This is a genomic window from Rhodococcus sp. AW25M09, assembly GCF_000333955.1.
Classification (GTDB): Bacteria; Actinomycetota; Actinomycetes; order Mycobacteriales; family Mycobacteriaceae; genus Rhodococcoides.
Map to the genome: position 1 here is coordinate 13,456 of NZ_CAPS01000094.1, position 25,277 is coordinate 38,732.

The following is a 25,277-nucleotide window of genomic DNA, read 5'->3' on the forward strand; positions in this document are numbered from 1 at the left end:
TGAACACTACCCGTTGTGTGGGACATCAATAGCTGACACAACATCTGTGTCGTGCGCCTTTTGCACCCCTCCAGGGGTGCAAAAGGCGCACGACGTGGGGACGCCATCCCACCCCTCACGCCGCAGAACCCGTGCCACGTCTGTCGCCACACCGCACGGATCGCTGCTGACTTCTTCGTACCCGAAGACGAGACGGGCACGGCCGGCGAGCTCCGCCGCGTTGTCGCGTCGCCGATCCCGAAAAGCGATCTCGCGCATCGAATGAAAGCGGCGACCGTCCAGACGCACCGTCAACGTTCGTGACGCGAGTCGATAGACGACGTCCTCGTAGAGACTGCGTCCATCGACCTGGACCACACTCTGCCGCTCGGCAACCGGAAGCCCGTGAGCTGCTTCGACGTTGGTTGCGTATTCGAGCTCGAGAACCGACTGAACTCCAGTCGCAAGCAGATCGATGGCCTTTCCGAGCACCGTGCAGTACCGGTACGGCCGTCGGACAGCGATCTGCTCCCGCAGGTCGGTCAGCCGGATTCTGCGATCGGTCACCGACGACACCAGACTCGCGAAAGCCTGCTTGGGCGTCGGTTCGGACACCGCGAGATCGATTGCTGTGTCCACCAACGTCGTGCGCGGCATGTCGCCGGGTACCCCGATATGCCGGTGTGCGCGGGATCGATGCACGAGGACGCCGGGATGAAGCGACGATCCGATACCCGCCGTCAGCCGTGCCCCGACAGCAGGGGCAGTGCGCGTCGAAGACCGTTGGTTACGTGCCGACTTCCCGTATGGCACAGTCACATGGATTGCAGCTGTGGGATCCGGTTGCCGAAAACCCCACTCCTCGGCCGCGGACCGGTGGCTCAGCATTGCGTGTCCACCTCCGTACAGAAGTGCTGCCATCAGAATCCGTTCGCGCGTCAACGGCCCGGTGAAGATGGAGTAGACGCCCCTGAGCACGGCAATCCACGCGCCACTCGCCACCAGTTTGCGAACACGACTTCTGCTGTACCCCAACTCCGAGACCTGCGACTGCGTGAACAGCCCCCGCTGCGTATCGATGAGAACCTGCAGTTCTCGATCGTCCCCCCGACCATGTTCCATGGACGGTCATCCTGCCCAGCGGGTACGACACCTTTTGTCGTGCGCCTTTTGCACCCCTCCAGGGGTGCAAAAGGCGCACGAGGGCGCAGCCCTACAGCATGCAGGAGACGCAGCCCTCGACCTCGGTGCCCTCGAGCGCCAACTGACGCAGGCGGATGTAGTACAGCGTCTTGATGCCCTTGCGCCATGCGTAGATCTGCGCGCGGTTGATGTCGCGAGTGGTGGCGGTGTCCTTGAAGAACAACGTCAACGACAGGCCCTGATCGACGTGTTGCGTTGCGGCAGCGTAGGTGTCGATGATCTTTTCGTACCCGATCTCGTACGCGTCCTGGTAGAAATCCAGGTTGTCGTTGTCGAGGTACGGTGCCGGGTAGTAGACGCGCCCGATCTTGCCTTCCTTGCGAATCTCGATCTTCGACGCCACCGGGTGAATCGACGAGGTGGAGTTGTTGATGTACGAGATGGAGCCGGTCGGCGGGACGGCCTGCAGGTTCTGGTTGTAGATTCCGTGCTCTTGCACCGAGGCCTTCAACGCAACCCAATCCGCCTGCGTGGGGATGGATACGCCGGAATCGGCGAACAGCTTGGCGACCTTCGGTGTCGACGGCTCCCAGACCTGGTCGGTGTACTTGTCGAAGAACTCACCCGACGCGTACTTGGAGTCGGGGAATCCCTTGAAGTACTGGCCGCGCGCCTTCGCCAGCTGGTTCGACGCCTGGATCGCGTGGAACACCACGGTGTAGAAGTAGATGTTCGTGAAGTCGATTCCCTCGGTCGATCCGTAGTGGATGCGCTCGCGTGCGAGGTAACCGTGCAGGTTCATCTGCCCCAGACCGATCGCGTGAGAATCGTTGTTGCCCTGCTCGATCGACGGCACCGAGAAGATGTGCGTCTGGTCGGACACGGCGGTGAGACCGCGGATGGCCACGGCGATGGTCTTCCCGAAATCGGGCGAGTCCATCGTCTTGGCGATGTTCAGCGAGCCCAGGTTGCACGAGATGTCCTTGCCGACATGGCTGTAGGAGAGGTCGTCGTTGAACGTGGACGGCGTCGAGACCTGGAGGATCTCCGAGCACAGGTTCGAGTGAGTGATCTTGCCCTTCACCGGATTCGCGCGATTGACGGTGTCTTCGTACATGATGTACGGGTAGCCGGACTCGAACTGCAACTCGGCGAGAGTCTGGAAGAACTCACGCGACTTGATCTTGGTCTTGCGGATCCGCTTGTCGTCGACCATCTCGTAGTACTTCTCGGAGACGTTGATGTCGGCGAACGGCACGCCGTAGATGCGTTCGACGTCGTACGGCGAGAACAGGTACATGTCCTCGTTCTTCTTGGCCAGCTCGAACGTGATGTCCGGGATGACGATTCCGAGCGAGAGCGTCTTGATGCGGATCTTCTCGTCCGCGTTCTCACGCTTGGTGTCGAGGAACTTGTAGACATCGGGGTGATGGGCATGCAGGTAGACCGCGCCCGCACCCTGACGGGCACCGAGCTGATTGGCGTACGAGAACGAATCCTCGAGCAGCTTCATGATCGGGATGACACCCGAGGACTGGTTCTCGATGCGCTTGATGGGCGCACCGGCTTCACGAATGTTGCTCAGCAACAACGCAACTCCGCCGCCGCGCTTGGACAGCTGCAGCGCCGAGTTGATGGACCGGCCGATGGACTCCATGTTGTCCTCGATACGCAGCAGGAAGCAGGACACGGGCTCACCGCGCTGCTTCTTGCCGGAGTTGAGGAAGGTGGGTGTCGCGGGCTGGAACCGGCCGGCGATGATCTCGTCGACGAGATCGGTGGCCAGGGCCTCGTCGCCGGCCGCGAGCGTCAGCGCGACCATGCACACCCGGTCTTCGAAGCGCTCGAGGTAGCGCTTGCCGTCGAACGTCTTGAGCGTGTACGAGGTGTAGTACTTGAACGCACCGAGGAACGTGGGGAATCGGAACTTCTTCGAGTACGCATGATCGATCAGGAACTTGACGAACTCGCGTGAGTACTGATCCAGCACCTCGGGTTCGTAGTAGTTCTCCTCGACGAGGTAGTCCAGCTTCTCGTCCAGATCGTGGAAGAACACGGTGTTCTGATTGACGTGCTGCAGGAAGTACTGATTCGCAGCCTCACGGTCCTTCTCGAACTGGATCTCGCCGTTGGGGCCGTACAGATTGAGCATCGCATTGAGCGCGTGGTAATCCATGTCGCCGTCGCCGTGGGCGGTGGTGGGTACTGGTGCTGCGTCGGTGATGGTCGGTGCCACGGCGAATGCTCCTAATGTTGCCTGGTGTGTTTGCGCTAGTGAGTGTGGGCGGCGCGACGAACCTCGCGCTCCCAGAAATCTTCGAGTCCCTCGCGTACCCGAACAACGTCCTCGGGAGTGCCCATCAACTCGAACCGGTACAGGTACGGGACTGCACATTTCTGCGAGATGACATCTCCCGCAAAACAGAACGAATCACCGAAGTTGGTGTTTCCGGCAGCGATGACCGCTCGTATCAACGACCGATTGTGCTTGTCGTTGAGAAACTTGATCACTCGCTTGGGGACGTAATTGGTGTCGCGCCCGGTGTAGGTGGCCCCTCCCCCGTACGTCGGCACGATCAGAACGTAAGGGGAGTCGACACGAAACGTGGCGTCGGGATCACGAAGCGGTATGCGTGTTGCGGGAATGTCCAGCTTCGAGACGAAACGATGTGTGTTCTCGGATGCGCTGGAGAAATACACCAGTGAGTTGGAGGACTGCGGCTGCGAACTCACCGCTCACTCACTTTCTCGTTCTGTTCAAGCGGCGTTCACGGCGAGGGTCTTGATGCGATCCGGACGGAAGCCGGACCAGTGATCTTCGCCTGCGACGACAACTGGAGCCTGCAGGTAGCCCAGCGCCATGACGTAGTCACGCGCCTCTGGATCCTGCGAGATGTCGACGACGGAGTACTCGATGCCCGCTTTGTCGAGAGCGCGGTAGGTGGCATTGCACTGAACGCAGGCGGGCTTGGTGTAAACGGTGATGCTCATGGTGTCCCTCTTTCCGTTGTCGCCATCGGGTGCACCGACGGCGACCGATGTGCTCTGCGTGCGGCACCGAGAACATCTCCCGCTCAGGGCGACTTCGACCTGCTCGAACCCGTATTCTCAGGTTCTTCGAGTTGTGGTCTCTCGGTCGGACAAACACTACACCTAGTGTCCGACATCTGACTACAACACGAGATGTTGCGAACAACATCCATGGTATTCGCTGGTCACGGCGCTGAGCGCCGGGACAAATCCAGCCGCTTCGGCGTGTCGCACGTCACATCGTCGACGTGTTGTCGATCACAACCGGGGGCAGCGGCCACAGTGACGCCCCCCAGCGACCGGTCACGCGCACGACGAGGGCCCCCGGACAATTGTCCGAGGGCCCCACATCGTGGACAGTGCGAACGTCAGCGCTGTCGCGCCTTGAATCGCGGCTCCTTCTTGTTGATCACGAACACGGTGCCGTGGCGACGTACCACCTGTGCGCCGGGCTTGCTCTTGAGCGATTTCAGAGAGTTTCTCACCTTCATGAGCTCAGGCTACATGAAAACGATTACCGATACCATGGAGGTATCAAGCACTGACGAGTTCGTTCGAGGCTTTGACCAACTCGGCCATCACGTGGCCGATCTCACCGGACACCTCGGTGTTCTCACGCGGGTGCGCCGAGCCGAACTTGTCCATGGTCCCGCCGATGGAGAGCTGAACGTCCTCGAGCACCGACCCACCGGCGATACGAACCGCCTTGCTCGTGTCCTCGTGTGCCCACTTGGCGCCGTTGCCACTGGGCGAAGCACTGATGACGACGACCGGCTTGCCCACCATGGCACCCGCACCGTACGGACGCGAGAGCCAGTCGATGGCGTTCTTCAACACGGCAGGAATGGTGCCGTTGTATTCGGGTGTGACCAGCAGCAGGGCCGACGCCTTGCCTGCCGCGGCCCGCAGATCGAGCGCGGACGCCGGTACGGATCCCTCCACGTCGATATCCTCGTTGTAGAAGGGGACATCTCCGAGGCCGTCGTACACCACGACCTGGGCATCGGACGGTGCCACGGCCACAGCAGTCTCGGCGATCTGCTTGTTCACCGATTCGGCGCGCAGGCTTCCGACGAGAACGAGTACATGAGCGTCTGACATGAGATCTTCCTTCGAAAGTTCGGATGACGTGATCGTCTGGTCAATTCATACCATCCAAACGGACCATGGTCCATTTATGTTCCCAGCAGGGTAGGCTGTTTTCTGTGACCGGCCCCATGCTGCCCATTGCGGGCGAGGACTCCGAGCGATGCGACGCAGCGCGCAACCGCCGGCTACTGCTCGATGCCGCAACGGAACTGGTGGCCACCGTCGGAGCCGACGCCATCACCATGGACGCAGTAGCGAACAGGGCAGGAGTGGGCAAGGGCACCGTGTTTCGCCGCTTCGGGAACCGGGCCGGGCTGATGCGATCGCTGCTGGACCACACCGAACAGAAGTTGCAGCATTCCTTCATGTTCGGCGAACCGCCGCTCGGCCCGGGGGCCGATCCGATCGACCGTCTCGTCGCCTTCGGTCGGGCGCGCCTCGAGTTCGTCAAGATTCAGGGCGAGGTGCTGCGCGCTGCCGAGACGTCGGCCGACGCTCGGTACTCGGCCCCGGCGCACATGGTGAACTTCACCCACGTGCTGTCGCTGCTCCGTGCCGCCGACCTGGACGGCGACCTTCCGCTGCTGACGCACTGGCTGCTCACACCACTGGAAGCCACCTTGGTATTGCACCAGTACCGCGATCTCGGAATGACGATGGATCGCCTGGCCGACGGCTGGGAAGATTTGGTACGCAGAGTAACTCGCGTTCGCTAGCCCGCCGGTTTCACAGCCTCTCGACTGCCACCGCAGCGGAGTGCAGCGCCGCGCCGTACGAACGGCCGTGCCCGGCAGCGTGGACGGCGAGTGGATGCAGCTGATGTAGCGGGGTGCGCTCGCGCCACCCTGCTACCAGCGGCCGCGAGGCCTCGTAGCCGTCGACGATCGCCTCCAGGTGTGGACATCCGAACAGCGCCAACATCGCCAGGTCGGTTTCGCGGTGGCCGCCGTGCGCCGCCGGGTCGATCATCACCACACCCGCCTCGGTCCAGAACACGTTGCCGTTCCACAGGTCACCGTGAAGTCGGCTGGGCGGCTCCGCATCGTCGAATTCCCCGGCTGCAACTCGGCTGCAGGCCGATTCGACAACCGATGCCTCCGAATGCGTGATATTTCCGGCATCGACAGCGATTCGTAGAAATGGCAGCACCCGCTCGGCCGCATAGAACGCGCCCCACGTCTCGTGCACCGTACTGCTCATGGGCCGGGATCCGATGAACAGTCGACCCGCGAACGGCGCGCCATCGGAGCCGACCGGCGGTGCGCCGAATCCGACAGCTCCCGCAGTGTGCATCTCGGCCAGCACACGCCCGAATCGTTCGGCCGCGGAGAGCGATGGACGGGCCGCAACGAGACGTTCGAGCTCGATGTACGTCGGCCCGCGTCCGAGAACTCGGACTACAGGGGCACCTGTCTCGCCGAGCCAGCCGAGCCCGGCCGCCTCGGCGGCGAAGAAGTCCGGGTGCGCCTCGGGGTTTCGTTTCACGAAAGTATCGGATGGTCCGCTCACGAACACCGACACTACGACGGCGCGTGTGCGAGCCGCAGACCTGCACGCGTCATTAGGATGACGTGATGGGACTCATCAACTCGGAACGTCGCACCGCAATCATGCGTGAGCTGGCTGTGCAGTCGACCATCGACCCGGTCACGGAGATCCGCCGGAGGGTGGACTTCCTGAAGGACTACCTGAAGTCGACTCCGGCCTCCGGATATGTGCTCGGTATCAGCGGCGGACAAGACAGCACACTCACCGGCAAGCTCTCCCAGCAGGCCGCAACCGAACTGCGAGCCGACGGCCACGAGGTCGAGTTCGTTGCCGTTCGGCTCCCCTACGGCGTGCAAGCCGACGAGGACGATGCGTCGATCGCGCTGCGGTTCATCGACCCCGACCGGACGGTGACGGTCGACATCAAGGCAGCCGCCGATGCCGCCGCAGCTGCAACGGCAGACGCGTTGGGCACCGCCGAAATGCGTGATTTCGTTCGAGGCAACGTCAAGGCCCGCCAGCGGATGGTCGCGCAGTACGCCATCGCCGGAGAGCTCGGGTACGTCGTCGTCGGCACCGACCACGCTGCCGAGGCCATCACCGGTTTCTTCACCAAATTCGGCGACGGAGGTGTCGATCTGACTCCACTGACGGGCTTGAGCAAGCGTCAAGGGGCGGCATTGCTCCGTGAACTAGGTGCTCCGGAGAGCACGTGGCGAAAGGTTCCCACCGCCGATCTCGAAGACGATCGCCCGGCCCTACCCGACGAGGAAGCCCTCGGCGTGACGTACGAGCAGATCGACGACTATCTCGAGGGCAGAGAGGTCACCGACGACGTTGCCGAGAAGCTGGAGAAAATGTTCATGGCCACCCGCCACAAGCGCACCGTGCCGGTGACGCCGTTCGACGACTGGTGGAAAACCAGCCGCTGAGCTCGACGGCCGGTGGCTGAGCCGAACGTAGGTCAGCCGCCGGCGAACGGCGGCAAGACGTCTACCCTGCTCCCGATCGCACGGTCGAGATCGCGGGTGAGGTCGTCTCCGACCAGATAGGCCGACACTCGCAGGATCGGCTCCATCGGTGCACCGTGCCGAGACCGGATCAACTCACGCAGCTCCGCCAGAGTTGCTCCGGTCGGCACGGTGACGTACTCGGAGTCGCAACCCGATGCGTCCACGGCGGCGGCGAAGTACCGCACCTCGACCCGAGTCTGCGGCGCGGCGTCACCGCTCGCCTGCACGTCATCCACCGATGGCTCCCATACTGCGGGCGGGCGGTACGAAGCCCTCGGCGTCGATGCCGTGCCCTGCCCACTTGTTCCACATCGCCCCGCGCCACACGGCCGCCAATTCGTCATCGGTGGCGCCGCCGCGAAGTGCCGCGCGAAGATCGGTTTCGTCGTCACTGAACAAGCACGAGCGAATGGTTCCTTCTGCAGTCACCCTCGTGCGGTCACAATCTCCGCAGAACGACCGCGTCACCGACGCGATGATGCCGACCGTGGCGTCCGTACCGTCGACACTCCATTCCTCGGCGGGAGCGGACGGATCGGCGCGGCCGACGGCGCGCAGGTCGAATGCGGTCGAGAGTTCGTCGATCAGGGTCTGGGCGTCGATCATGTTGTTGCGAGCCCATTCGTGATCGGCGTCGAGTGGCATCTGCTCGATGAAGCGGAGCGCAACCCCTTCGTCGAGACACCACCTCAGCAAGTCGACTGCACCGGAGAGTGTGTCGCGCATCAGAACTGCATTCACCTTGACCGGCGTCATCCCTGCTCGCTGCGCCGCACGGATCCCGGCGAGCACGGACGGTAACCTGTCTCGCCTGGTCAGCCGTGCGAAATCTGCCCGGTCGACCGAGTCCAACGACACGTTCACCCGGGTCAGCCCGGCGTCCGCCAACGACTGCGCCCGGTGCTCCAAGCCGACTGCGTTGGTGGTCATCGACAGCGGCACGCCCTCCGCTGCCTCGGCGCTGAGCCGCAAAATCTCGTCGAGGTCGCGTCGCATGAGGGGCTCGCCACCGGTGAAACGCACGTCGCGAATACCCAGCAAACGCACCGATACCGAGACCACGCGTGCAATTTCGGCGGGCGTGAGCAAATTCGCCGCAGGAATTGCCGGAAGGCCCTCCTCCGGCATGCAGTAGGTGCACCGAAGCGAGCACTTCTCGGTGATGGAGATACGCAGGTCCCGCGCGACGCGCCCGAAGCGATCGATCAGATGGGGCACGTCCGGCCGATCGGCCACGGAATTCACCTGCGCCGATGAACGGTCGCCCGCAGCTCCGCCGAACACCGGAATGCCGAGCGAGGTGACACTGTCCACCGTCACCTCGTACCTCACCTTCGTCGATCCAGCATGCATGTCCTGAACGTGTCTACCCAGTATGCCGCAGCCCACACTCGGCAGCCTTGTCGGCGTGCCTAGGATGATCACCCATGACGGCTGAGCACAAGTGCGCGATCACCGGACCTACGCAGTGAGCGCCGTATCCGTCGAGGAACATGCCGCCGCGGTCGAGGCCATGCTCGCTGCGCTGGGTACCAGAACTGCGCAACGCATCCCTCTGGCCGAGGCCCTGGGACGCGTCTCGTTCGAGGACGTTCGATCACCGGTCGATCTGCCACTGTTCCGCAATTCGCAGATGGACGGCTACGCGGTCGATTCTCGTTCGGTGGCCACGACCCCGGTGACGCTTCCGGTCTCGACCGTCATCGCCGCAGGCCCCACGGAGGCGGCGGTGCTGGCCTCGGGTAGCGCGGCGAAGATCATGACCGGAGCGCCGATCCCCGACGGAGCCGACGCCATCGTCCCCGTCGAGGACACCACCGTCCCTACCGTGGGTTCGGTGACGATCGAACGGGGCCGCGCGGCAGGTGCATTCGTTCGCGAACAGGGCAGCGACGTCCGCGTCGGAACAATTCTGATCGAGGCCGGTCGGGCGCTCGAACCCCGGCACATCTCCGTTCTCGCGGCGGTCGGCTTCGCCGAGGTCGACGTCCGTTCGCGGCCACGCGTGGCCGTGGTGACCACCGGTGCCGAACTGGTGGATGCCGGATCGGCGCTCACGCCCGGCCAGATCTACGACTCGAACGGCATCACCCTTGCCGCACATCTTCAGGCCAGCGGCGCGGAGGTGGTCGCGGTCGCGCGAAGCTCCGACGATCCGAGCCGATTTCGCGAGATTCTCGACGAGGCAGCGCAGTCGGCGGAGCTGATCATCACATCCGGCGGGGTCTCGATGGGCGACTTCGAGGTGGTCAAGGATGTCCTCCGGCCACTCGGCGGCCACTTCGGCTCGGTTCGTATGCAGCCGGGCGGGCCGCAGGGCATGACGATGTTCGACGGTATTCCTGTTCTCAGCTTCCCCGGCAACCCCGTCAGTACGGTGGTCTCGTACATCATGTTCGCGCGCAACATCGTTCGGAAGGCCGCAGGCCTGTCCCCGGTGCTCCCCCGCACTGCGTCTCTGCACGAACCGGTCGTGTCTGCGCCGGGCAGAAGACAGCTGCTGCGTGGCAGGCTGCGTGACGACGGCCGGGTGGAGCTCGTGGCCGGCCCCGGCTCCCACCTGGTAGCGGCCCTGGCATGGGCGGACGTTCTGATCGACATCGACTCCGACACAACCGAACTCGCCGCAGGAACCGACGTGGAGGTATGGCCACTGTGACCACCGACGCCCCGCATTCCCATCTGTCTCATCTCGACGATCAGGGCCGCGCTCGCATGGTCGATGTAGCGCACAAGAAGGAGACCTCGCGAACGGCCGTCGCGGCCGGAGAATTCGTCACCACTGCCGAAGTCATCGCGCTCGTGCGCGCGGACGACATGCCCAAGGCCGATGTTCTCGCCACCGCGCGCATCGCGGGCATCTCGGCGGCGAAGAGGACATCGGAACTGATCCCCCTGTGTCATCAGCTCGCGCTCTCGTCGGTCAAGATCTCGTTCGAGTTCACCGAGTCGTCCATCACGGTCGAGGCAACAGCGCGCACCACCGGGCGCACCGGAGTGGAGATGGAGGCACTGACCGCAGTCGCGGTGGCCGGACTGACGCTGCACGACATGGTCAAGGCCGTCGACCCGGGTGCCACGATGAACGGGGTTCGGCTGATCACCAAGGACGGCGGAAAGCACGGCCATTGGCAGCGCGACGAGGCACGCACCTCCCCTACCGCCGAGGCTTCGCAGACGGTCGAGTCGACACGATCCGCAGTGGTTCTGGTGGCGTCCACCGGCGGCGCGAACGGGACTCGGCCGGACACCACCGGACCCTCGATCGCATCGTGGTTGTCCGATCGAGGCTTCACCGTGCGGGGTCCGCTGGTGTACGCCGATGCCGACATCGCGGCGGGTCTACAAGACTCCCTCCGCGGCGAACCGTCGTTGATCGTCAGCACCGGGGGCACCGGCGTATCCCCGACCGACGCGACCCCCGAGGCGACAGCGGCACTACTCGATATCGACATGCCGGGGATCGCCGACGCGATCCGTACCCGCGGAACGTCTGCGACGCCGCACGCGGTGCTCAGCCGAGGCGTCTCGGGCCTGATCGGACGGACGCTGACCGTCAATCTGCCGGGCTCGCCCGGCGGCGTCAAGGACGGTCTGGCCGTCCTCGATCCCCTACTCGACCATGTGCTGGCCCAGATCGCCGGAGGAGGACCCCACGATGAGTGAACTCGTCGCGCGAATTTCCAGTGAACCATTGAGTACCGCCGAAGTGGAAGCAGCGGTGCAGGATTCACGGCACGGTGCCGTTGTGCTGTTCAGCGGGATCGTCCGTGATCACGATGGTGGCCACGCTGTGGAAACCCTCGAATACCGCGCTCACCCCGATGCCGAACGCTTCTTGAGCCGATGCTGCGCGGAGGTCTCCGCCGACACGGGCCTGGCAGTAGCCGCAGTACACCGCGTCGGCGATCTGCGCGTCGGCGACCTCGCCCTCGTGGCAGCCGTCGGTTCGGCTCATCGCGCCGAAGCATTCGAAGCCTGTGCCCGACTCGTCGAACGCATCAAGGCCGAGGTCCCGATCTGGAAGCGGCAGGGCTTCGAGGGGGGACGCACCGAGTGGGTCGGCCTGTAGGGCAGCTATACGGTGTCGAGGTAGCGGTGGACCGGGAGCATCGATGAGGCGTCGCAGCGCTCGTGTGGTGTCCGCACGCAGGCACGCAGACGTCTCTCGACCGCCGATGCGTCGAGCTCGGTACCGATCAGCACCAGTGCGGTCTGCTCGGGCTCGCCCCGAGACCACGACGAAGCCTCGAACCGAATGTGACGGCCTACCGTGTGGACGATGAATTTCTGCATGTATCCCGGTATTGCGAAATACACGACACCTTTTATGCGGTAGAGATTCCCGGAGGGATTCTCCAGGAATTCGATCAATCGTCGCGGTTCGATCGGATCGGTAGTGACGAATTCGGTATGCGAGTACTGCGCGTGCAGATGGTGGTGGTGATCGTGGTCGTGATCGGCGTGGTCCTGACGAAGAAGTTCGTCGAACGACAACTGCACGGACATCGCCGACTCGACCGATAGGTTCTCGCGGCGGTCGAACAGCAGCAGCGGATCGACTCGACCGAAAGCGACCGGGACGACCGGAACGTCCCCCACCACGTCACGCACTGTGGAAGCACGTGCGGAGCGTTCGGATTCGGAGACCGCATCGGACTTGTTCAACACCACCAGGTCGGCCAACTGCAGGTGCTGTTCGACCTCCGGATGCAGTACACGCGTCCGCGGAAACTCCACCGCGTCGACGACCCCGACGAGCCCGCCGTAGACGATGAACTCGTTCTCGCTGCCGCGAACCATGCGGATCAGATTGCGGGGCTCGGCCAGGCCACTGGCCTCCACCACGATCACGTCGATGTCCGAACGGCGATGCGCGAGGGCGTCGAACATCGCATCCATGTCGCTGATGTCCACCGCGCAGCAGATACAGCCGTTGCCGAGCGAGACCATCGAATCGACCTGCCCGGCCACCAGCATCGAGTCGATGTTGATGGCTCCGAAATCGTTGACCACCACGCCGATTCGAATGCCGGCATCGTTTCGCAACAGGTGATTGAGCAGAGTCGTCTTACCTGCGCCGAGGAAGCCTGCGACTATCACCACCGGGATTCGTCGACGCGTCACGGCGTCCGAGACTACCGGGCAGCGAGAATCTGCTTCATCAGCCCTCGTGCGAAGTTCGACACACTGGTGACGTTTTCCTGGGTCACGAGCCCCCTCAAGCCCTCGACCCCGAAAGAGTCGACGTACGGCGAGACGCTCTCGAGCAATCGAGACAGCGCACTGCGCCCCTCGACAGCGGTGCCCGCTCCCGGCTTCGCGGATGTCGTGGGGGCAGCGGTGTCGGCCGGGGCAGCTGCAGTCGTATCGGCCGGGGTCGCCGCTGTCGTGACGGCAGTGTCGGCACCGAGTAGGTAGTCGATGATCCCGGTCGCAATGGCGATCGCGTGCTTCACCTGACCGTCCGAGCTTTCGAGCAGTGCCGCGTCGCCGGGGTTCGATCCGTTGCCCATTTCTACGAAGACCAGGGGGACCGTCGTCAACGCGGGGCCTGCAACATCGGATCGCTCCTGGATTCCGTCGTCGACGCCTGCGTAATTGGCCGGATCGAAGCCAGCACGCACGTACGAGTCTCGCATCAGATTCGATGCCGAACGACCGCCCTCGGCCTGGGCTGCATCGGCGGCTGCATCAGGAATCGGCAGCGTCGGGACGATGAGGTGAAATCCGTGCTTGCCGGTGTCGGTCGTGGTGCTCGTGGAGTCCGCGTGGATGCTGACGGCGACGTCGGCTCCGGACTCGCTCGCGGCGCGCGCCCTGTCGTCGACGCAGCCGCCCCAACCGGTGTCGTCTGCTCGGCTCGTCTGGACCGTTGCACCCAGGCTCTCGAGGCTGGACCGGACGAGTTCGCTGACTTTCCAGTTGATGGTGTGCTCGGGCACTCCGTCCACGGTGGTCATGCCGGTGGTCTGACAGTCTTTTGTCCCGCCGCGCCCATCGCTGACCTGTCGCTGCACATTCTCCGAATGCGCAGTGCCCTGGTGGCCCGGGTCGAGGAAGACCGTCTTACCGGACAGTTCGGTACCGGAGGAGGCAGTGGTCGACGGTGTCGTGGTGCTCGGCGTGGTCGTGTCGGGCGCGGCGTTCACCGGAACGGGTACGAGGACTCCCGCACCGAGTATTCCGGCACACATCAATGCTGTTGTTGCCGACCTGCTGATTCGTGCACATTTCATATGGACATTGGCGCCCCGGTGAAGCTGGTGGCGCGTCTCCCCTCTCGACCCCTCGGACGCGAATGATCGGGCGAGTCGCCGAATTCACGGGACATCACACGTCACAGCAGACACTTACGCCTCAAGTGAAGCAGAGATCACCGGTGCTGCGCATCGGTCCACCTTTCGTTAGCGAAACGACTGCATTTCGTGATCGATTCGATGCCGAAGCGAACCGTGCGTCTTTATCGACCAGAACCGACTCGACGACGGAAGAACGAATACAAACCGGACAGTTCGTCGTCCATCTACATAAAGACAAGCATGACGCTCAGCCATTGTTTCTCACATACATCTCGCTCGTTTCGGCGAACGGCCCATCCGATTCTGTGACAATTCTGCGAATCGAGCAACAATCCCCGGCCCATATAGATAAACGCTTTGCCGAGCCGTATAGTCATTTTCGTTCGATCTGGACATCCCCGCATCATCCCCGGCACCATTGGAGAGCTTCAGCATGGCCAGAAAAGTCTATGTGCAACTAGTCGATGACATCGACGAAAAACCGATCGACTCCGGTGGCGAACACATAACCTATTCGGTCAACGGAGTCAGCTACGAAATCGACCTGAGCGACAAGAACGCGAAGGAATTTCACCGCAAGCTCGACTATTACATCGAACACTCCACCAAGGTCGGTGGAAAGCGGACGAAGAAGTCGAGTACCTCCGCAGCCGGCTCGAAGCGCGACGCCAATCAAACCAAAGCCATCAGAGAATGGGCGAAGGCGAACGGCCACAATATTTCGGCGCGAGGAAGAATCCCCGCCGAGGTCGAGCAAGCCTTCGACGCGGCACACTGACGCCTCGACACTCGACCACACCGGACAACGACAAAAGCGCCGCTCGCGAGCGGCGCTTTTGTCGTACGTGACTCCATGCTTGCAAATTAGAGCTCATAACTTCGGTGGAGCTAAGGGGACTCGAACCCCTGACCCCCACACTGCCAGTGTGGTGCGCTACCAGCTGCGCCATAGCCCCGAGATACTGCGTGCTCCCGCTCATGCGGTTGCTCGAACGAAGTTACACCATCGGTCGCAGCAGCAACAAATCACCTGGTGCGGCCCTTCCGATGTCCGGCCGCCACCACTGCGATCGTCAGTTGATGGACGCCAGCCATTCCGAGTCGCCGAGCGCATCGACCACCTGTCCGTCCACCAGCACCCCCGGTGTTCCGCGTGCCCCCGACGCCGCCAGTGCGTCCCGTCCGGTGTTGGCGTCCGCTACCGCGGCATCGCGTTGCGCGCCACTGGCGATGCATTCCACAGCCAGCTCGCTCGCTCCGCTCGACCGGGCGAGCTCGGCCAATTCGGCATCGGTTCTGTCGGAGTCACCGCCCTCCTCGGGGCGAAATCCCGGGTCGAACAAACCGGAGTGAAAAGCGGAGTACACCCGCGCATTCTCCGTTACTGCCACGCAGTGGGAAGCCGCGACAGCGCGAGTCGAATAGTCACCCGAGGCCGACTGCCCGTCCAGGAAGTTGACCAGGTGGTATTTGACCTCGACAACACCGTCGTCGATCTTCTGAGCCAACTCCTGACCGTGTTTCACTTCCAGGTCTCCACAGAACGGGCACATCGGGTCCTCGAAGACATCGATGACGCGCTGCGCTTCGGGACGTGCCAGTTGCACGACGCCGTCACCCGGCAACGACAATTCGACCTCGGGATTCTTCACGGTGCCGTAACCGTCGTTGCGTGGGGCGTCGGTTCCGCTCTGCCACATGATTGCGACGACGATGACGATCACCACCACGACGAAAGCGATGCCGCCCAATACATAAGTCACTGTGTTGGACGTGGCCTGCGGCGTATGTTTCGTACTCGATATCTTCTTCTGGCTCACAGAGCGAATACTACGGTCGTACCCGTCAGGTGCGCTCGCGCTCGAGGGAGTCCGGAACGCGCGACCACCAGAGTCCGGCGACGAGTAGCAATGCACCCGTGACGGCGAAGGCCGGCCCGAACGAGGCCTTCTCCACGATCAAGCCGGCCACTATCGGGCCGATGACAGCGCCGACATCGGAGGCCATCTGGAAGGCGGCAAGCACGGGCCCTCCGCGCGCTTTCGATCCGATCACATCGGCAACCGATGCCTGCTGCGCAGGACTCATCAGCCCCGATCCGATTCCGGCGACGAACGACACCACGAGGAAGAGCACGGGATCGTGCACGTATCCCATCACGACGGTCCCCAGGCCGCACACTGCCAAACCGCCCACCATGAACGGCTTGCGTCCGCGCACATCGGACAGGCGCCCGGCACTGGCGAGAACAACGGCATTCCCGACCGCGAACACGGTCAACGCGACACCGACGAACACCTCCGATTGTTGCATCGCCTCGACGACGAACAACGGAACCAGAGCTACTCGAACGCCGAACACCGCCCAACCGTTGGCGAAGTTCGATGCCAGCGCGGCTCGATAGGAAGGAACGCGAAGAGCGGCGAGCAGGGACATCGTCGGCGGGGCCGATCCCTTCTCGGGCTTGACGAGATCGGAATTGCCGAGCGTGAAGTACACGACCGCGGCGGCGATCACGAGCGCCACAGCGTAAATGACGAACGGCACCCTCAGCCCGAACCCGACGAGTGCACCACCGACCAGCGGACCACCGATCGTGCCCAGCAGGAAGCTCGTCGCGTACAGGCCGGAGATGCGTCCGCGCCTGGTGGGCGGACTGATTCTGATCAGCAACCCGAGAGCCGACACCGAGAACATGGTGGATCCGATTCCGCCGAGCCCGCGAAAGACCAACAGCTGCCAATATGTCTGGGCCAGAGCACACGCGCCAGTGGACACCGCGACGATCAGGAGCCCGATGAGGTAGACGGGTCGTTCCCCGAGCCGCTGAACCAAAGATCCACTGACCGGCGCGAACATCAAGCGCATGAGCGCGAAGGCACTGATCACCGCAGACGCGGCGGCCACGCCCACCCCGAATTCGCGGGCGAATTGCGGCAGGGCGGGCGCAACGATGCCGAATCCGAGGGCAATGACGAATGCCGCCGACACCAGCACCCAAATCTCGGGTGGCAGCTTGTCTTCCGGCTGCAGTGTCGGCTCTGGAGTCGAACCATCGCCATCGGGCGAGTTCGGCCGATCGGGTGTGGGCGAGTCGGTCACGAGCTCTCGAGTGCGGAGGACACCAGCGCACGTGCCGCCGCCTGGACCTCTGCAAGGTGCTCCGCGCCCTGGAACGACTCCGCGTAGATCTTGTAGACGTCCTCGGTTCCGGACGGGCGAGCAGCGAACCAGGCGCTCTCGGTGGTGACCTTCAGCCCACCCAGTGCGGCTCCGTTACCCGGAGCCTCGGTCAGTGTTGCCGTGATCGTTTCACCGGCCAGCTCGGTGGCGGTGATCTGGTCGGGTGACAGCTTGGCAAGAACGGCCTTCTGCTCACGCGTCGCGGGTGCGTCGACCCGGGCGTACGACGGATCGCCGAACTTCGCGGTGAATTCCTGGTAGCGCTGCGATGGCGTCGACCCGGTGACTGCAGTGATCTCCGACGCCAGCAGCGCGAGGATGATGCCGTCCTTGTCGGTGGTCCACACTCGGCCGTCATGTCGGAGGAACGACGCGCCGGCACTCTCCTCACCGCCGAATCCGAGGTCGCCGGTGAGCAGACCCGGAACGAACCACTTGAATCCGACCGGCACCTCGAGCAGGCGGCGACCCAGACCGGCGACGATCCGGTCGATCATCGACGAGCTCACCAAGGTCTTGCCCACTGCTGCCGTCGGCGACCAGTTCGGACGGTGCGTGAACAAGTAGTCGATGGCGACCGCGAGGTAGTGGTTGGGGTTCATCAGACCGCCGTCGGGAGTGACGATGCCGTGCCGATCGGAGTCGGCATCGTTGCCCGTGGAGATGTCGAATCGATCGCGCGCAGCGATGAGTGACGCCATCGCGTTCGGTGACGAACAATCCATTCTGATCTTGCCGTCGGTATCGAGAGTCATGAAGCGGAACGTGCCGTCCACCAACGGATTGACGACGGTCAGATCCAGATTGTGACGCTCGGCGATGGCATCCCAGTAATCGACACTCGCGCCGCCCAGCGGATCGGCACCGATGCGAACACCGGCAGCCCGGATCGCATCGAGATCGAGCACGTTCGGTAGGTCGTCGACGTAGGTGCCGAGGAAGTCGTAGCGTGACACTGTTCCCGCGAAGGCCTGCGCGAGCGTCACCCGCTTGATTCCCGAAATACCTTCGCGCAGAAGCTCGTTGGCACGAGCAGCGATGACCGAGGTGGCATCACTGTCGGCCGGGCCACCGTGCGGCGGGTTGTACTTGAAGCCGCCGTCACGCGGCGGGTTGTGCGACGGCGTCACCACGATGCCGTCGGCCTGCGCCTTCGGACCGGACTCGTTGTAGCGAAGGATGGCATGGCTGACTGCCGGGGTCGGGGTGTACCGGTCACCAGAATCGACCAGAACGTCCACGTCGTTGGCGGCCAACACTTCCAAGGCCGTCGTCCACGCGGGCTCCGACAACGCGTGGGTGTCTCGGCCGATGAACAGGGGCCCGGTGATGCCTTGGGCAGACCTGTATTCCACGATCGCCTGCGTGGTGGCCACGATGTGCGCCTCGTTGAACGCCGAATCCAAGCTCGAACCTCGATGCCCGGACGTACCGAACACCACCTGCTGACTCGGCTCCGACACGTCGGGAACGCGCGAGTAATACGCCGTCACGAGCTGCGAAAGATCGACCAGATCCTCCGGCAACGCAGTGGTTCCAGCTCTCTCGTGCGCCACGATGCGCCTCCTAATGTGTGGACGAACCGAATTCGATCGATGAATCGAACTTCTCGATCAACCCTAGCGCCGCCGCCCCACCGGCGAGCTACTCGCTACGACTCTTCGGTGGACGCGGGAGGAAATAGCTGGTCCGCTGCTGGTACTCCCGATACCCCGGACGCTTCTCCATGCTTCGCTCCAGCAACCTCGCGCCGGTGGCGAACACCAGGAAGTACGTCATCGCGATGGGTGAGAGAAGCGTGAACACACCGGGCCATGCGGAGGCCGAGATGAGGAACAACCCCCACCAAACTGCTGAGTCACCGAAGTAATTGGGATGCCGGGTCCAGGACCACAGACCACGATCCATGATCTTGCCCTTGTTCGACGCGTCGGCCTTGAACGCTTTCAACTGGGCATCACCGACCGTCTCGAACGTCCACCCGAGCATCCAGAGCAGCACTCCGAGTACGACTACCGGCACCACCGATCCATGTGCGACGGCGGATACCTGAAGCGGGAGAGACACGAACCACAACGCAAGCGCCTGAGTCAGATAGATCTTTCGCAGCGCAAACAGGGTCTTGTTTCCTGGCGCCTTGGAAAGCAATTCGGTGTATCGCGGATCCTCACCATGCCCGCGCGAGCGCACGAAGACGTGGGCGGCAAGACGAAGTCCCCACACCCCGACGAGTACGAGCAGCAGAATCCGACGCCACCCTTCGCCCGTTCCGGTCACAGCCGAGATCAGCGCGATCAACACGAAGCCGCCGCCCCACGTCACGTCCACGACGTTGTGGCGGCCGAGCCGCGCACCGATGAGCGCGGTGACAATCATCAACAGGGCGGTACCGCCGAGGCTCGCCAGCGACACGGTCAGGAAGTCGGACCAGTTCACCGCGCGGCCACCCATACCGGGCGAACCGGTTCCATCCCGGACGAACCCGCGTCGGGACGAACCGAGAGAATCTGGTCGACGCCCATCCTGTTGTCCCGAAATGCCATTCCGCCGCCGATCAGGTAGAGCCGCCACACGCGAGCGACCTCTTCTCCGACCATGGCCACCACGTCGTCGAAGCGCGCTTCGAAGCGCTCGGCCCAGACGTCGACGGTCCGCACGTAATGCTCGCGAAGGGCGTGGACGTCGCGAACTTCGAGTCCTGCCTCCTCGATCATCGCCACTGTCCGCCCGACCGGTCGCATGTACATGTCGGGGGCAATGAACGACTCGATGAACGCGCCGCCGCCGGGGTTGTCTCCCTCTTTTCGCGACATCTGCTGGATGAGCACACGACCACCGGGCCGGACGTTGTCGTGCAGCGCCGCGGTGTAGAGCGGGTAGTTGCCCTCGCCCACGTGCTCGCCCATCTCGATCGATGCAACGGCGTCGAAAGGTCCGTCCGGAATTTCCCGATAGTCCTGGATCCGGATCTCGACGTTGTTCTGCAGCCCTCGGTCGGCAATGCGCTTGTCGATGAAGGCTTTCTGCTCGCGTGAGATGGTCACGCCGACCACGTGCGCTCCGTACTCCTGGGCCGCATGCAGACTCAGTGAGCCCCAACCACATCCGACGTCGAGAAAGCGCTGCCCTGGCTTCTGGTCGAGCCCCACCTTGCGACAGACGAGGTCCAACTTGTCACGTTGCGCATCGTCGAGGGTGTAATCCGGCGAGTCCGAGGTCCAGTATCCCGACGAGTACGCCATGTGTGAATCGAGCACGAGCTCGTAGAAGTCGTTCGAGAGATCGTAATGGTGACTGATCGCTGCCCGGTCTCGCATCAGCGAGTGCAATCGCCCCTTCACCACCGCTTGCGAGACCGGCGGCGGTAGCGGCCGCCCGAGCACCCCGAGGTCCTTGGCCAGTGCAGCCAGCTGCAGCAACGAGCGCGGTCTCGGTCGAACGGCCGAAAGATCTCGCGCACGGACCACTGCCCACACGTGGTCGAGAGCCGCCCCCACATCTCCGGCGATGTCGAGTTCACCGGTGACGTAGGCCTGAGCCGCACCGAGTTCGCCTGGGCTCCACAACAATCGACGCAGAGCATTCGGGCTGTGCAGGGTCACATGTGGAGCGTCGGCGTCACCGGCGACGGATCCGTCCCAGGCCTGCAACCGAACCGGCAGGGGGCCGCCGATCAGGGGCTCGACGATTGCGGCCAGTCGATGCGCGACGCCGTTGTCGGATTCGAGCGGTCGCGCGGTGAGCGTCGACGATGTCATTTTTCGTCCCTTCGATCGAGCACGATCTGCTGAACATCGAGGTAGCCGGATCGAAATCCTGCCTCCGAGTAGCAGAGATAGAAGTGCCACATGCGCGCGAATACCTCGTCGAAGCCGAGATCTTCGGCCTCACGCCGGTACTGCGCGAAGCGGGTGTCCCACAGATCGAGGGTCCGCGCGTAGTGATCGCCCATGGACAGCCTCTCGCGAACCCGAAGCGAGGTGTGCTGCTCGGTCACCTCGTCGATGGCCCGCACCGATGGCAGGAATCCGCCGGGGAAGATGTACTTGTGCACCCAGGTATAGGTGTTTCGGGTAGCGAGCATCCGATCGTGCGGCATCGTGATGGCCTGGATCGCAACCCGCCCACCCGGTGCCAGGAGCGAGTCGATCGTCTCGAAATACGTGCCCCAGTACTGATGCCCGACGGCCTCGATCATCTCGACCGACACGATCGCGTCGTACTCACCGTCGACCAAGCGGTAGTCCAGGAGATCGATCTGAATCCGATCTGCGTAACCGGCAGCGGCACAACGCTTACGCGCCAATTCCTGCTGTTCGATCGACAGTGTCACCGACCGGACAGTGGCACCGCGGGCTGCCGCTCGGATGGCCAGCTCGCCCCACCCGGTACCGATTTCGAGGACCCTGGTGCCATCGCCGACGCCTGCTCGGTCGAGTAACCGGTCGATCTTCCTGCGCTGTGCGTCGGCAAGCTGCTCGCAGTCGTGGCCGCGCCCGGAATCGGCGAACAACGCACTCGAATAGGTCATGGTCTCGTCGAGGAAGAGCTCGAACAGATCGTTCGACAAATCGTAGTGGCGCGAGATGTTCGATCGCGTGTTCGTCGTCGAATTGCGCTCACTTCGAGGCGGCTTGGGGATGTAGAGCCCTCGGAGTCGCTGCAGGGACTTCGGAATCAACGACGCCATGCGCCGAGCGAAGACCTCGAGCACCGCGGTGAGGTCCTCGGCATCCCAATCTCCGGCCATGTATGCCTCGCCCAATCCGATGAGTCCGCTGTCGCCTACGCGCGCGGCGAACTCGTGTGGCCGATAGACGGTCATCAGGGGCGCATCGGCCGAGCCGGCACCGATCACCTCACCGCCGGGCATCGAGACTCGGACGGGCAAACGTGCGACCGCACGACGAAAGAGGAAGTCGGCGACCGGGGCGGCAACCGCTACCTTCACGCCGCCGGGAACGCGGGCGATCTGGGGCCAGACCTCGGCGTCGACGACCGGCCGCGGCCCGACAGCGGACTCGTGGTGCGCGCTCGATGCAGATTCGATTTTCGACACAGTCGTCATCTGTTGGCCCTTTCCTTCTGGAAACTTCGTGCCCGCGGAGGGGCAGGCTTCGGAACGATCTTCAGACCCCGTGCCCAGAGCCGAATGCCTTGCCAGCGGATCTGTACCACTACTCGTAACGGCGCACCCGGAATTGCCAGCGCTGTGCGCATGATCGACCGCGTCGTCACTTCTCGCCGACAGCCGTTCACGGTCGCCGCGAACGGGGGCTGACCAGGACGCTCGAGGACGATCGACAGCCGGAGCGCAGTATCCGGCTCCGGCAGCCGCATCGAATATTCGCCGTCGACGTCGTTGAACGGCGATACGTAGAACTTTTTCGGCGTCCGTACCGCACCGCGATCGTCGGTGCGCAGTAAGTATCTGTGGCGTTCGCCGTAGGTGTTGTGTACCTCCGCCACCACGCAGCGGAGGCCTCCGTCGCGCCCGTGGCACCAGTACACACTCAGGGGGTTGAACGTGTGACCGAACACGCGTGCGCTCGCCAGCATCGTGATGCGCCCGCCGGCGAGGTCGATGTCGTTCTCCGCCAGGAATGCATCGACGTTCTGCCGAATGGTGGCGTCGGGGTCACCCAGGTGATCGCGTGAGTCGAACGACGCCAGTGGTCGCAGCAACCGCGGCAACTCGGGCAGAGCGTCGAGATCCACGAACCAGCTGTAGCTTCTGTACGAGAACGTGTTCCGGATCGGCCCCTGCCGAACATGGTCGATTCGGGTCAGGTAGAGCGCGGACCCGTGTGCCCGGGTGGTCGGCAGCCCGGAGGTCACAGCCACGTGGCACCCACTCGCCCAGCGGCGCGCGCTCCGGACAACGCACCGTCCTCGTGGAATCCCCATCCGTGGTAAGCCCCGGCGAACGCCACCGTGTCGCTGTTCAATTCCGGCAGACGACTCTGAGCTGCCACCGATTCGGGGGTGTATTGCGGGTGCTCGTAGGTCATCTCGTCGAGTACCGCATTCGGGTCGATGCGATCCGCTCCCCCGAGGGTGACCAGCATTCTTCGATCGGTGTCGTCCAACCGCTGCAACCTGGTGAGGTCGTAGCTGACCAACACTCGATCGGGCCGGGCGGTGCAGGACGGGAGGTGGTAGTTCCACGATGCTCGCGCCCTGGTGTTCTTCGGCAACACCGACGAGTCCGTGTGCAATACAGTGTGATTGACGGAGTACGGCATAGCACCGAGGACGCTGTGCTCGAGCGCCGTCGGCTCCGCCAGCATCTTCAGCGCGGCACCGGGATGGACGGCGATCACCGCTGCGTCGAACGTGCGCAGGTTCTCGTGGCCGTCACGGATCTGCACGCAGTCCCCCGACCGGTAGACCGCGCGCACCGGGGTATCGAGCAATACCTCGTCGATGTGCCGGGCAACCCGAGACACGTATTCGATGGACCCACCCGTAACAGTGCGCCAGGTGGGCGATCCGGTGACGGTGAGCATTCCGTGGTGCCGGAGAAAGGTGAACAGGTAGCGCGCCGGGTACGCGAGAGCCGTGGCCGGGTCACACGACCACACCGCCGACACCAACGGTGTCATGAAGTGCGACTCGAAATACGACGAGAACGAGTGCTCGGCGAGGAATTGACCGAGTGTGGCCCCTGAATCGGCAGCATCGGCCGCATCGGTTTTGTCGAGCAGTTCGGTTGCCAGACGATGAAAGCGTTTGACATCGCGCAGCATCGAGACGAATCGCGGCCGCAGCACTGCTGTGCGCTGCGCGAGGATCCCACGCATGCCCTGGCCTCCCGAGTACTCGAGGCCGCACCCGTCACAGCGAACGGACATGCTCATGTCCGAATCCTGGGTGGGTACGTCGAGTTCGGCGAACAGCCGAAGCAGCGTCGGATACGTCCGATCGTTGTGCACGATGAACCCGGTGTCGACTCCGACGCGGCCGTCGGGCCCGTCGACGTAATGGGTGTCCGCATGACCGCCGAGGCGGGAATCAGCCTCGTACAGCGTCACCGACGATGTCTTCGACAGTGCATACGCTGCCGTCAGGCCGGCTATGCCGCTCCCGACCACAGCGACGCGGCGGCGGGTCACGACTTTCCGCCCATGCACGAGCTCGAGGACATTGCGGCGGCCGAGTCGCGGCGACGCTCGGACGCGTCGGCGATACCGAGGACGAACTCACGCGTCGCCTGCGACCACAGCCGCGGGTTACGCAGCATGAAGTGCCCACCCGGCACGGAGACATAACGGGCCGCTGCGCCCGCCTCCGCCGCCCGTTCGGTCGCCGCACGCGAGGTTCGCGGATCCGTCCACCGGTCCGCTGTACCGTGCATGACCAGCAGCGCATGGCGCGCATCGAATGCATCGGCCTCGTCGCCGTCGGGCCACCATGGTGCCAAGGCCACCACCCCCACAATCTTCGGGTTCGTTTCCGCAGGCCCCATTCCGGTGACTATCTGGGTCGTTTCCGCAGGCTCCACTCCCGGGATTTTCTGGGTCGTTTCTGCAGGCTCCACTCCCGGGATTTTCTGGGTCGTTTCTGCAGGCTCCACTCCCGGTATCGAAGGATCCTCGATCAGGGCAGCGGCGGTACGGCCACCCATCGAATGGCCGACGACCACGACGTGAACGTCAGGATGCTCGGTGTGAATTCGGCTCAGAGCCCACCGGGCGTCCTCGACGGGAGTCCGTTCCGGAGCGTTCCAACCACGGAATCGGTACTGCAACTGGTGAACAGCTATCCCGCGTTCTCGTCCTGCGCGTCGAAGCATCCAGGTGAACGGCCACATACGCAGGCCGGCCAGGTGCCACGGCCTGCTGCGCGCCCGACTCACGTCCTTGCCGCCGCCGAGGACCAACACGACCAGTGCAGGATCGGGTATCCGCCTGCCGGTGCGCAGAACGGGAGTCGGCTCGTTGCTCATAACCACTATTCGACACCGCTTCGGGTTCGGGTGGGATGGGTCTCGGCAAGGCAATTGTGACCTGTCCGACAGACGAAAGAAGACCGGCCCGAGAGCGTGTCT

At 63.6% G+C, this 25,277-nt stretch carries 26 protein-coding genes and 1 tRNA gene; 6 read left to right on the forward strand and 21 right to left on the reverse strand.

Annotated features, from left to right (window positions below):
- Nucleotides 1-6 precede the first annotated feature (6 nt).
- The 6 genes from RHODMAR_RS18720 to RHODMAR_RS18745 all read right to left on the reverse strand — a co-directional run bounded on the left by RHODMAR_RS18720 (nt 7) and on the right by RHODMAR_RS18745 (nt 5,253).
- On the reverse strand, nt 7-1,101 hold the full coding sequence (locus RHODMAR_RS18720; RefSeq protein WP_008717552.1) for a type IV toxin-antitoxin system AbiEi family antitoxin domain-containing protein: 1,095 nt from the start codon (nt 1,099-1,101) through the stop codon (nt 7-9).
- 91 nt (nt 1,102-1,192) lie between these two features.
- Nucleotides 1,193-3,358: a class 1b ribonucleoside-diphosphate reductase subunit alpha gene (nrdE, locus tag RHODMAR_RS18725; protein WP_008717554.1), complete on the reverse strand. Its 2,166-nt coding sequence runs from the start codon at nt 3,356-3,358 to the stop codon at nt 1,193-1,195.
- A gap of 35 nt (nt 3,359-3,393) precedes the next feature.
- The gene (gene nrdI, locus RHODMAR_RS18730; RefSeq protein ID WP_008717556.1) at nt 3,394-3,855 is read right to left on the reverse strand and encodes a class Ib ribonucleoside-diphosphate reductase assembly flavoprotein NrdI; all 462 of its coding nucleotides are present in this window, start codon (nt 3,853-3,855) and stop codon (nt 3,394-3,396) included.
- Between the two features lie 24 nt (nt 3,856-3,879).
- Nucleotides 3,880-4,113, reverse strand: a complete 234-nt coding sequence (locus RHODMAR_RS18735) for a redoxin NrdH (RefSeq protein ID WP_008717558.1) — start codon at nt 4,111-4,113, stop codon at nt 3,880-3,882.
- 407 nt (nt 4,114-4,520) lie between these two features.
- Nucleotides 4,521-4,643, reverse strand: coding sequence for a type B 50S ribosomal protein L36 (ykgO, locus tag RHODMAR_RS18740; protein ID WP_042939845.1), 123 nt, complete (start codon nt 4,641-4,643; stop codon nt 4,521-4,523).
- 43 nt (nt 4,644-4,686) lie between these two features.
- Complete coding sequence (locus RHODMAR_RS18745; protein WP_008717560.1) at nt 4,687-5,253, reverse strand: NAD(P)H-dependent oxidoreductase; 567 nt, start codon at nt 5,251-5,253, stop codon at nt 4,687-4,689.
- A gap of 104 nt (nt 5,254-5,357) precedes the next feature.
- On the opposite strand from RHODMAR_RS18745, the gene RHODMAR_RS18750 reads away from it, so the two are divergent.
- Nucleotides 5,358-5,957, forward strand: a complete 600-nt coding sequence (locus RHODMAR_RS18750; protein ID WP_008717563.1) for a TetR/AcrR family transcriptional regulator — start codon at nt 5,358-5,360, stop codon at nt 5,955-5,957.
- 10 nt (nt 5,958-5,967) lie between these two features.
- Here the strand turns inward: RHODMAR_RS18750 and RHODMAR_RS18755 are convergent, their stop codons facing one another.
- Nucleotides 5,968-6,756, reverse strand: a complete 789-nt coding sequence (locus tag RHODMAR_RS18755; RefSeq protein ID WP_008717565.1) for a fructosamine kinase family protein — start codon at nt 6,754-6,756, stop codon at nt 5,968-5,970.
- Between the two features lie 59 nt (nt 6,757-6,815).
- On the opposite strand from RHODMAR_RS18755, the gene nadE reads away from it, so the two are divergent.
- Nucleotides 6,816-7,661, forward strand: a complete 846-nt coding sequence (gene nadE, locus RHODMAR_RS18760) for an ammonia-dependent NAD(+) synthetase (RefSeq protein WP_008717567.1) — start codon at nt 6,816-6,818, stop codon at nt 7,659-7,661.
- 32 nt (nt 7,662-7,693) lie between these two features.
- Here the strand turns inward: nadE and RHODMAR_RS18765 are convergent, their stop codons facing one another.
- A complete protein-coding gene (locus tag RHODMAR_RS18765) occupies nt 7,694-7,978 on the reverse strand; it encodes a MoaD/ThiS family protein (RefSeq protein WP_008717569.1) in 285 nt (94 codons plus the stop codon).
- On the reverse strand, nt 7,971-9,026 hold the full coding sequence (moaA, locus tag RHODMAR_RS18770; RefSeq protein ID WP_042939860.1) for a GTP 3',8-cyclase MoaA: 1,056 nt from the start codon (nt 9,024-9,026) through the stop codon (nt 7,971-7,973). The genes RHODMAR_RS18765 and moaA overlap by 8 nt, the downstream gene beginning before the upstream one ends.
- 184 nt (nt 9,027-9,210) lie before the next feature.
- Here moaA and RHODMAR_RS18775 point away from each other — a divergent pair, with 184 nt between their 5' ends.
- The 3 genes from RHODMAR_RS18775 to RHODMAR_RS18785 are packed head-to-tail and all read left to right on the forward strand — an operon-like array spanning nt 9,211 to nt 11,814.
- On the forward strand, nt 9,211-10,401 hold the full coding sequence (locus tag RHODMAR_RS18775; protein WP_042939861.1) for a molybdopterin molybdotransferase MoeA: 1,191 nt from the start codon (nt 9,211-9,213) through the stop codon (nt 10,399-10,401).
- Nucleotides 10,389-11,408 (forward strand): bifunctional molybdenum cofactor biosynthesis protein MoaC/MoaB, encoded by a 1,020-nt coding sequence (moaCB, locus tag RHODMAR_RS18780; protein WP_042939847.1) that lies wholly within the window; start codon nt 10,389-10,391, stop codon nt 11,406-11,408. Before RHODMAR_RS18775 ends, moaCB begins: the two co-directional genes overlap by 13 nt.
- Nucleotides 11,401-11,814, forward strand: coding sequence for a molybdenum cofactor biosynthesis protein MoaE (locus RHODMAR_RS18785; protein ID WP_008717578.1), 414 nt, complete (start codon nt 11,401-11,403; stop codon nt 11,812-11,814). Before moaCB ends, RHODMAR_RS18785 begins: the two co-directional genes overlap by 8 nt.
- Before the next feature lie 5 nt (nt 11,815-11,819).
- On the opposite strand, the gene RHODMAR_RS18790 is transcribed toward RHODMAR_RS18785, so the two are convergent.
- Complete coding sequence (locus tag RHODMAR_RS18790; RefSeq protein WP_008717580.1) at nt 11,820-12,869, reverse strand: CobW family GTP-binding protein; 1,050 nt, start codon at nt 12,867-12,869, stop codon at nt 11,820-11,822.
- Between the two features lie 11 nt (nt 12,870-12,880).
- A complete protein-coding gene (locus RHODMAR_RS18795) occupies nt 12,881-13,981 on the reverse strand; it encodes an N-acetylmuramoyl-L-alanine amidase (protein ID WP_198289480.1) in 1,101 nt (366 codons plus the stop codon).
- A 496-nt stretch (nt 13,982-14,477) separates the two neighbouring features.
- Between RHODMAR_RS18795 and RHODMAR_RS18800 the strand changes: the two genes are divergently transcribed.
- Nucleotides 14,478-14,822, forward strand: a complete 345-nt coding sequence (locus RHODMAR_RS18800) for a histone-like nucleoid-structuring protein Lsr2 (protein WP_008717584.1) — start codon at nt 14,478-14,480, stop codon at nt 14,820-14,822.
- 105 nt (nt 14,823-14,927) lie between these two features.
- Here RHODMAR_RS18800 and RHODMAR_RS18805 read toward each other — a convergent pair.
- The 10 genes from RHODMAR_RS18805 to RHODMAR_RS27065 all read right to left on the reverse strand — a co-directional run bounded on the left by RHODMAR_RS18805 (nt 14,928) and on the right by RHODMAR_RS27065 (nt 25,175).
- Nucleotides 14,928-15,000, reverse strand: a tRNA-Ala gene (locus RHODMAR_RS18805).
- A 117-nt stretch (nt 15,001-15,117) separates the two neighbouring features.
- Nucleotides 15,118-15,864: a DsbA family protein gene (locus RHODMAR_RS18810; RefSeq protein WP_008717587.1), complete on the reverse strand. Its 747-nt coding sequence runs from the start codon at nt 15,862-15,864 to the stop codon at nt 15,118-15,120.
- Between the two features lie 25 nt (nt 15,865-15,889).
- Entirely contained in the window at nt 15,890-17,077 is a 1,188-nt protein-coding gene (locus tag RHODMAR_RS18815) for an MFS transporter (RefSeq protein WP_042939863.1), read from the reverse strand.
- Between the two features lie 65 nt (nt 17,078-17,142).
- Nucleotides 17,143-18,783, reverse strand: a complete 1,641-nt coding sequence (gene pgm, locus RHODMAR_RS18820) for a phosphoglucomutase (alpha-D-glucose-1,6-bisphosphate-dependent) (protein WP_008717592.1) — start codon at nt 18,781-18,783, stop codon at nt 17,143-17,145.
- A gap of 88 nt (nt 18,784-18,871) precedes the next feature.
- Entirely contained in the window at nt 18,872-19,678 is an 807-nt protein-coding gene (locus RHODMAR_RS18825; RefSeq protein WP_042939848.1) for a DUF1295 domain-containing protein, read from the reverse strand.
- Nucleotides 19,660-20,985, reverse strand: coding sequence for a class I SAM-dependent methyltransferase (locus RHODMAR_RS18830; RefSeq protein WP_008717596.1), 1,326 nt, complete (start codon nt 20,983-20,985; stop codon nt 19,660-19,662). Before RHODMAR_RS18830 ends, RHODMAR_RS18825 begins: the two co-directional genes overlap by 19 nt.
- Nucleotides 20,982-22,295, reverse strand: a complete 1,314-nt coding sequence (locus RHODMAR_RS18835) for an SAM-dependent methyltransferase (protein WP_008717598.1) — start codon at nt 22,293-22,295, stop codon at nt 20,982-20,984. The genes RHODMAR_RS18830 and RHODMAR_RS18835 overlap by 4 nt, the downstream gene beginning before the upstream one ends.
- Complete coding sequence (locus RHODMAR_RS18840; protein WP_008717599.1) at nt 22,292-23,071, reverse strand: DUF1365 domain-containing protein; 780 nt, start codon at nt 23,069-23,071, stop codon at nt 22,292-22,294. The genes RHODMAR_RS18835 and RHODMAR_RS18840 overlap by 4 nt, the downstream gene beginning before the upstream one ends.
- The gene (locus RHODMAR_RS18845) at nt 23,062-24,360 is read right to left on the reverse strand and encodes an NAD(P)/FAD-dependent oxidoreductase (RefSeq protein ID WP_042939849.1); all 1,299 of its coding nucleotides are present in this window, start codon (nt 24,358-24,360) and stop codon (nt 23,062-23,064) included. Before RHODMAR_RS18845 ends, RHODMAR_RS18840 begins: the two co-directional genes overlap by 10 nt.
- Complete coding sequence (locus RHODMAR_RS27065; RefSeq protein ID WP_008717603.1) at nt 24,339-25,175, reverse strand: alpha/beta fold hydrolase; 837 nt, start codon at nt 25,173-25,175, stop codon at nt 24,339-24,341. The genes RHODMAR_RS18845 and RHODMAR_RS27065 overlap by 22 nt, the downstream gene beginning before the upstream one ends.
- Nucleotides 25,176-25,277: the final 102 nt, after the last annotated feature.

Coding starts and splice junctions, on each gene's coding strand:
- RHODMAR_RS18720 (WP_008717552.1), bottom strand. CDS start 1,101: ATGGAACATGGTCGGGGGGACGATCGAGAACTGCAGGTTCTCATCGAT.
- RHODMAR_RS18735 (WP_008717558.1), bottom strand. CDS start 4,113: ATGAGCATCACCGTTTACACCAAGCCCGCCTGCGTTCAGTGCAATGCC.
- ykgO (WP_042939845.1), bottom strand. CDS start 4,643: ATGAAGGTGAGAAACTCTCTGAAATCGCTCAAGAGCAAGCCCGGCGCA.
- RHODMAR_RS18745 (WP_008717560.1), bottom strand. CDS start 5,253: ATGTCAGACGCTCATGTACTCGTTCTCGTCGGAAGCCTGCGCGCCGAA.
- nadE (WP_008717567.1), top strand. CDS start 6,816: ATGGGACTCATCAACTCGGAACGTCGCACCGCAATCATGCGTGAGCTG.
- moaCB (WP_042939847.1), top strand. CDS start 10,389: ATGGCCACTGTGACCACCGACGCCCCGCATTCCCATCTGTCTCATCTC.
- RHODMAR_RS18785 (WP_008717578.1), top strand. CDS start 11,401: ATGAGTGAACTCGTCGCGCGAATTTCCAGTGAACCATTGAGTACCGCC.
- RHODMAR_RS18795 (WP_198289480.1), bottom strand. CDS start 13,981: ATGAAATGTGCACGAATCAGCAGGTCGGCAACAACAGCATTGATGTGT.
- RHODMAR_RS18800 (WP_008717584.1), top strand. CDS start 14,478: ATGGCCAGAAAAGTCTATGTGCAACTAGTCGATGACATCGACGAAAAA.
- RHODMAR_RS18825 (WP_042939848.1), bottom strand. CDS start 19,678: ATGGGTGGCCGCGCGGTGAACTGGTCCGACTTCCTGACCGTGTCGCTG.
- RHODMAR_RS18830 (WP_008717596.1), bottom strand. CDS start 20,985: ATGACATCGTCGACGCTCACCGCGCGACCGCTCGAATCCGACAACGGC.
- RHODMAR_RS18835 (WP_008717598.1), bottom strand. CDS start 22,295: ATGACGACTGTGTCGAAAATCGAATCTGCATCGAGCGCGCACCACGAG.
- RHODMAR_RS27065 (WP_008717603.1), bottom strand. CDS start 25,175: ATGAGCAACGAGCCGACTCCCGTTCTGCGCACCGGCAGGCGGATACCC.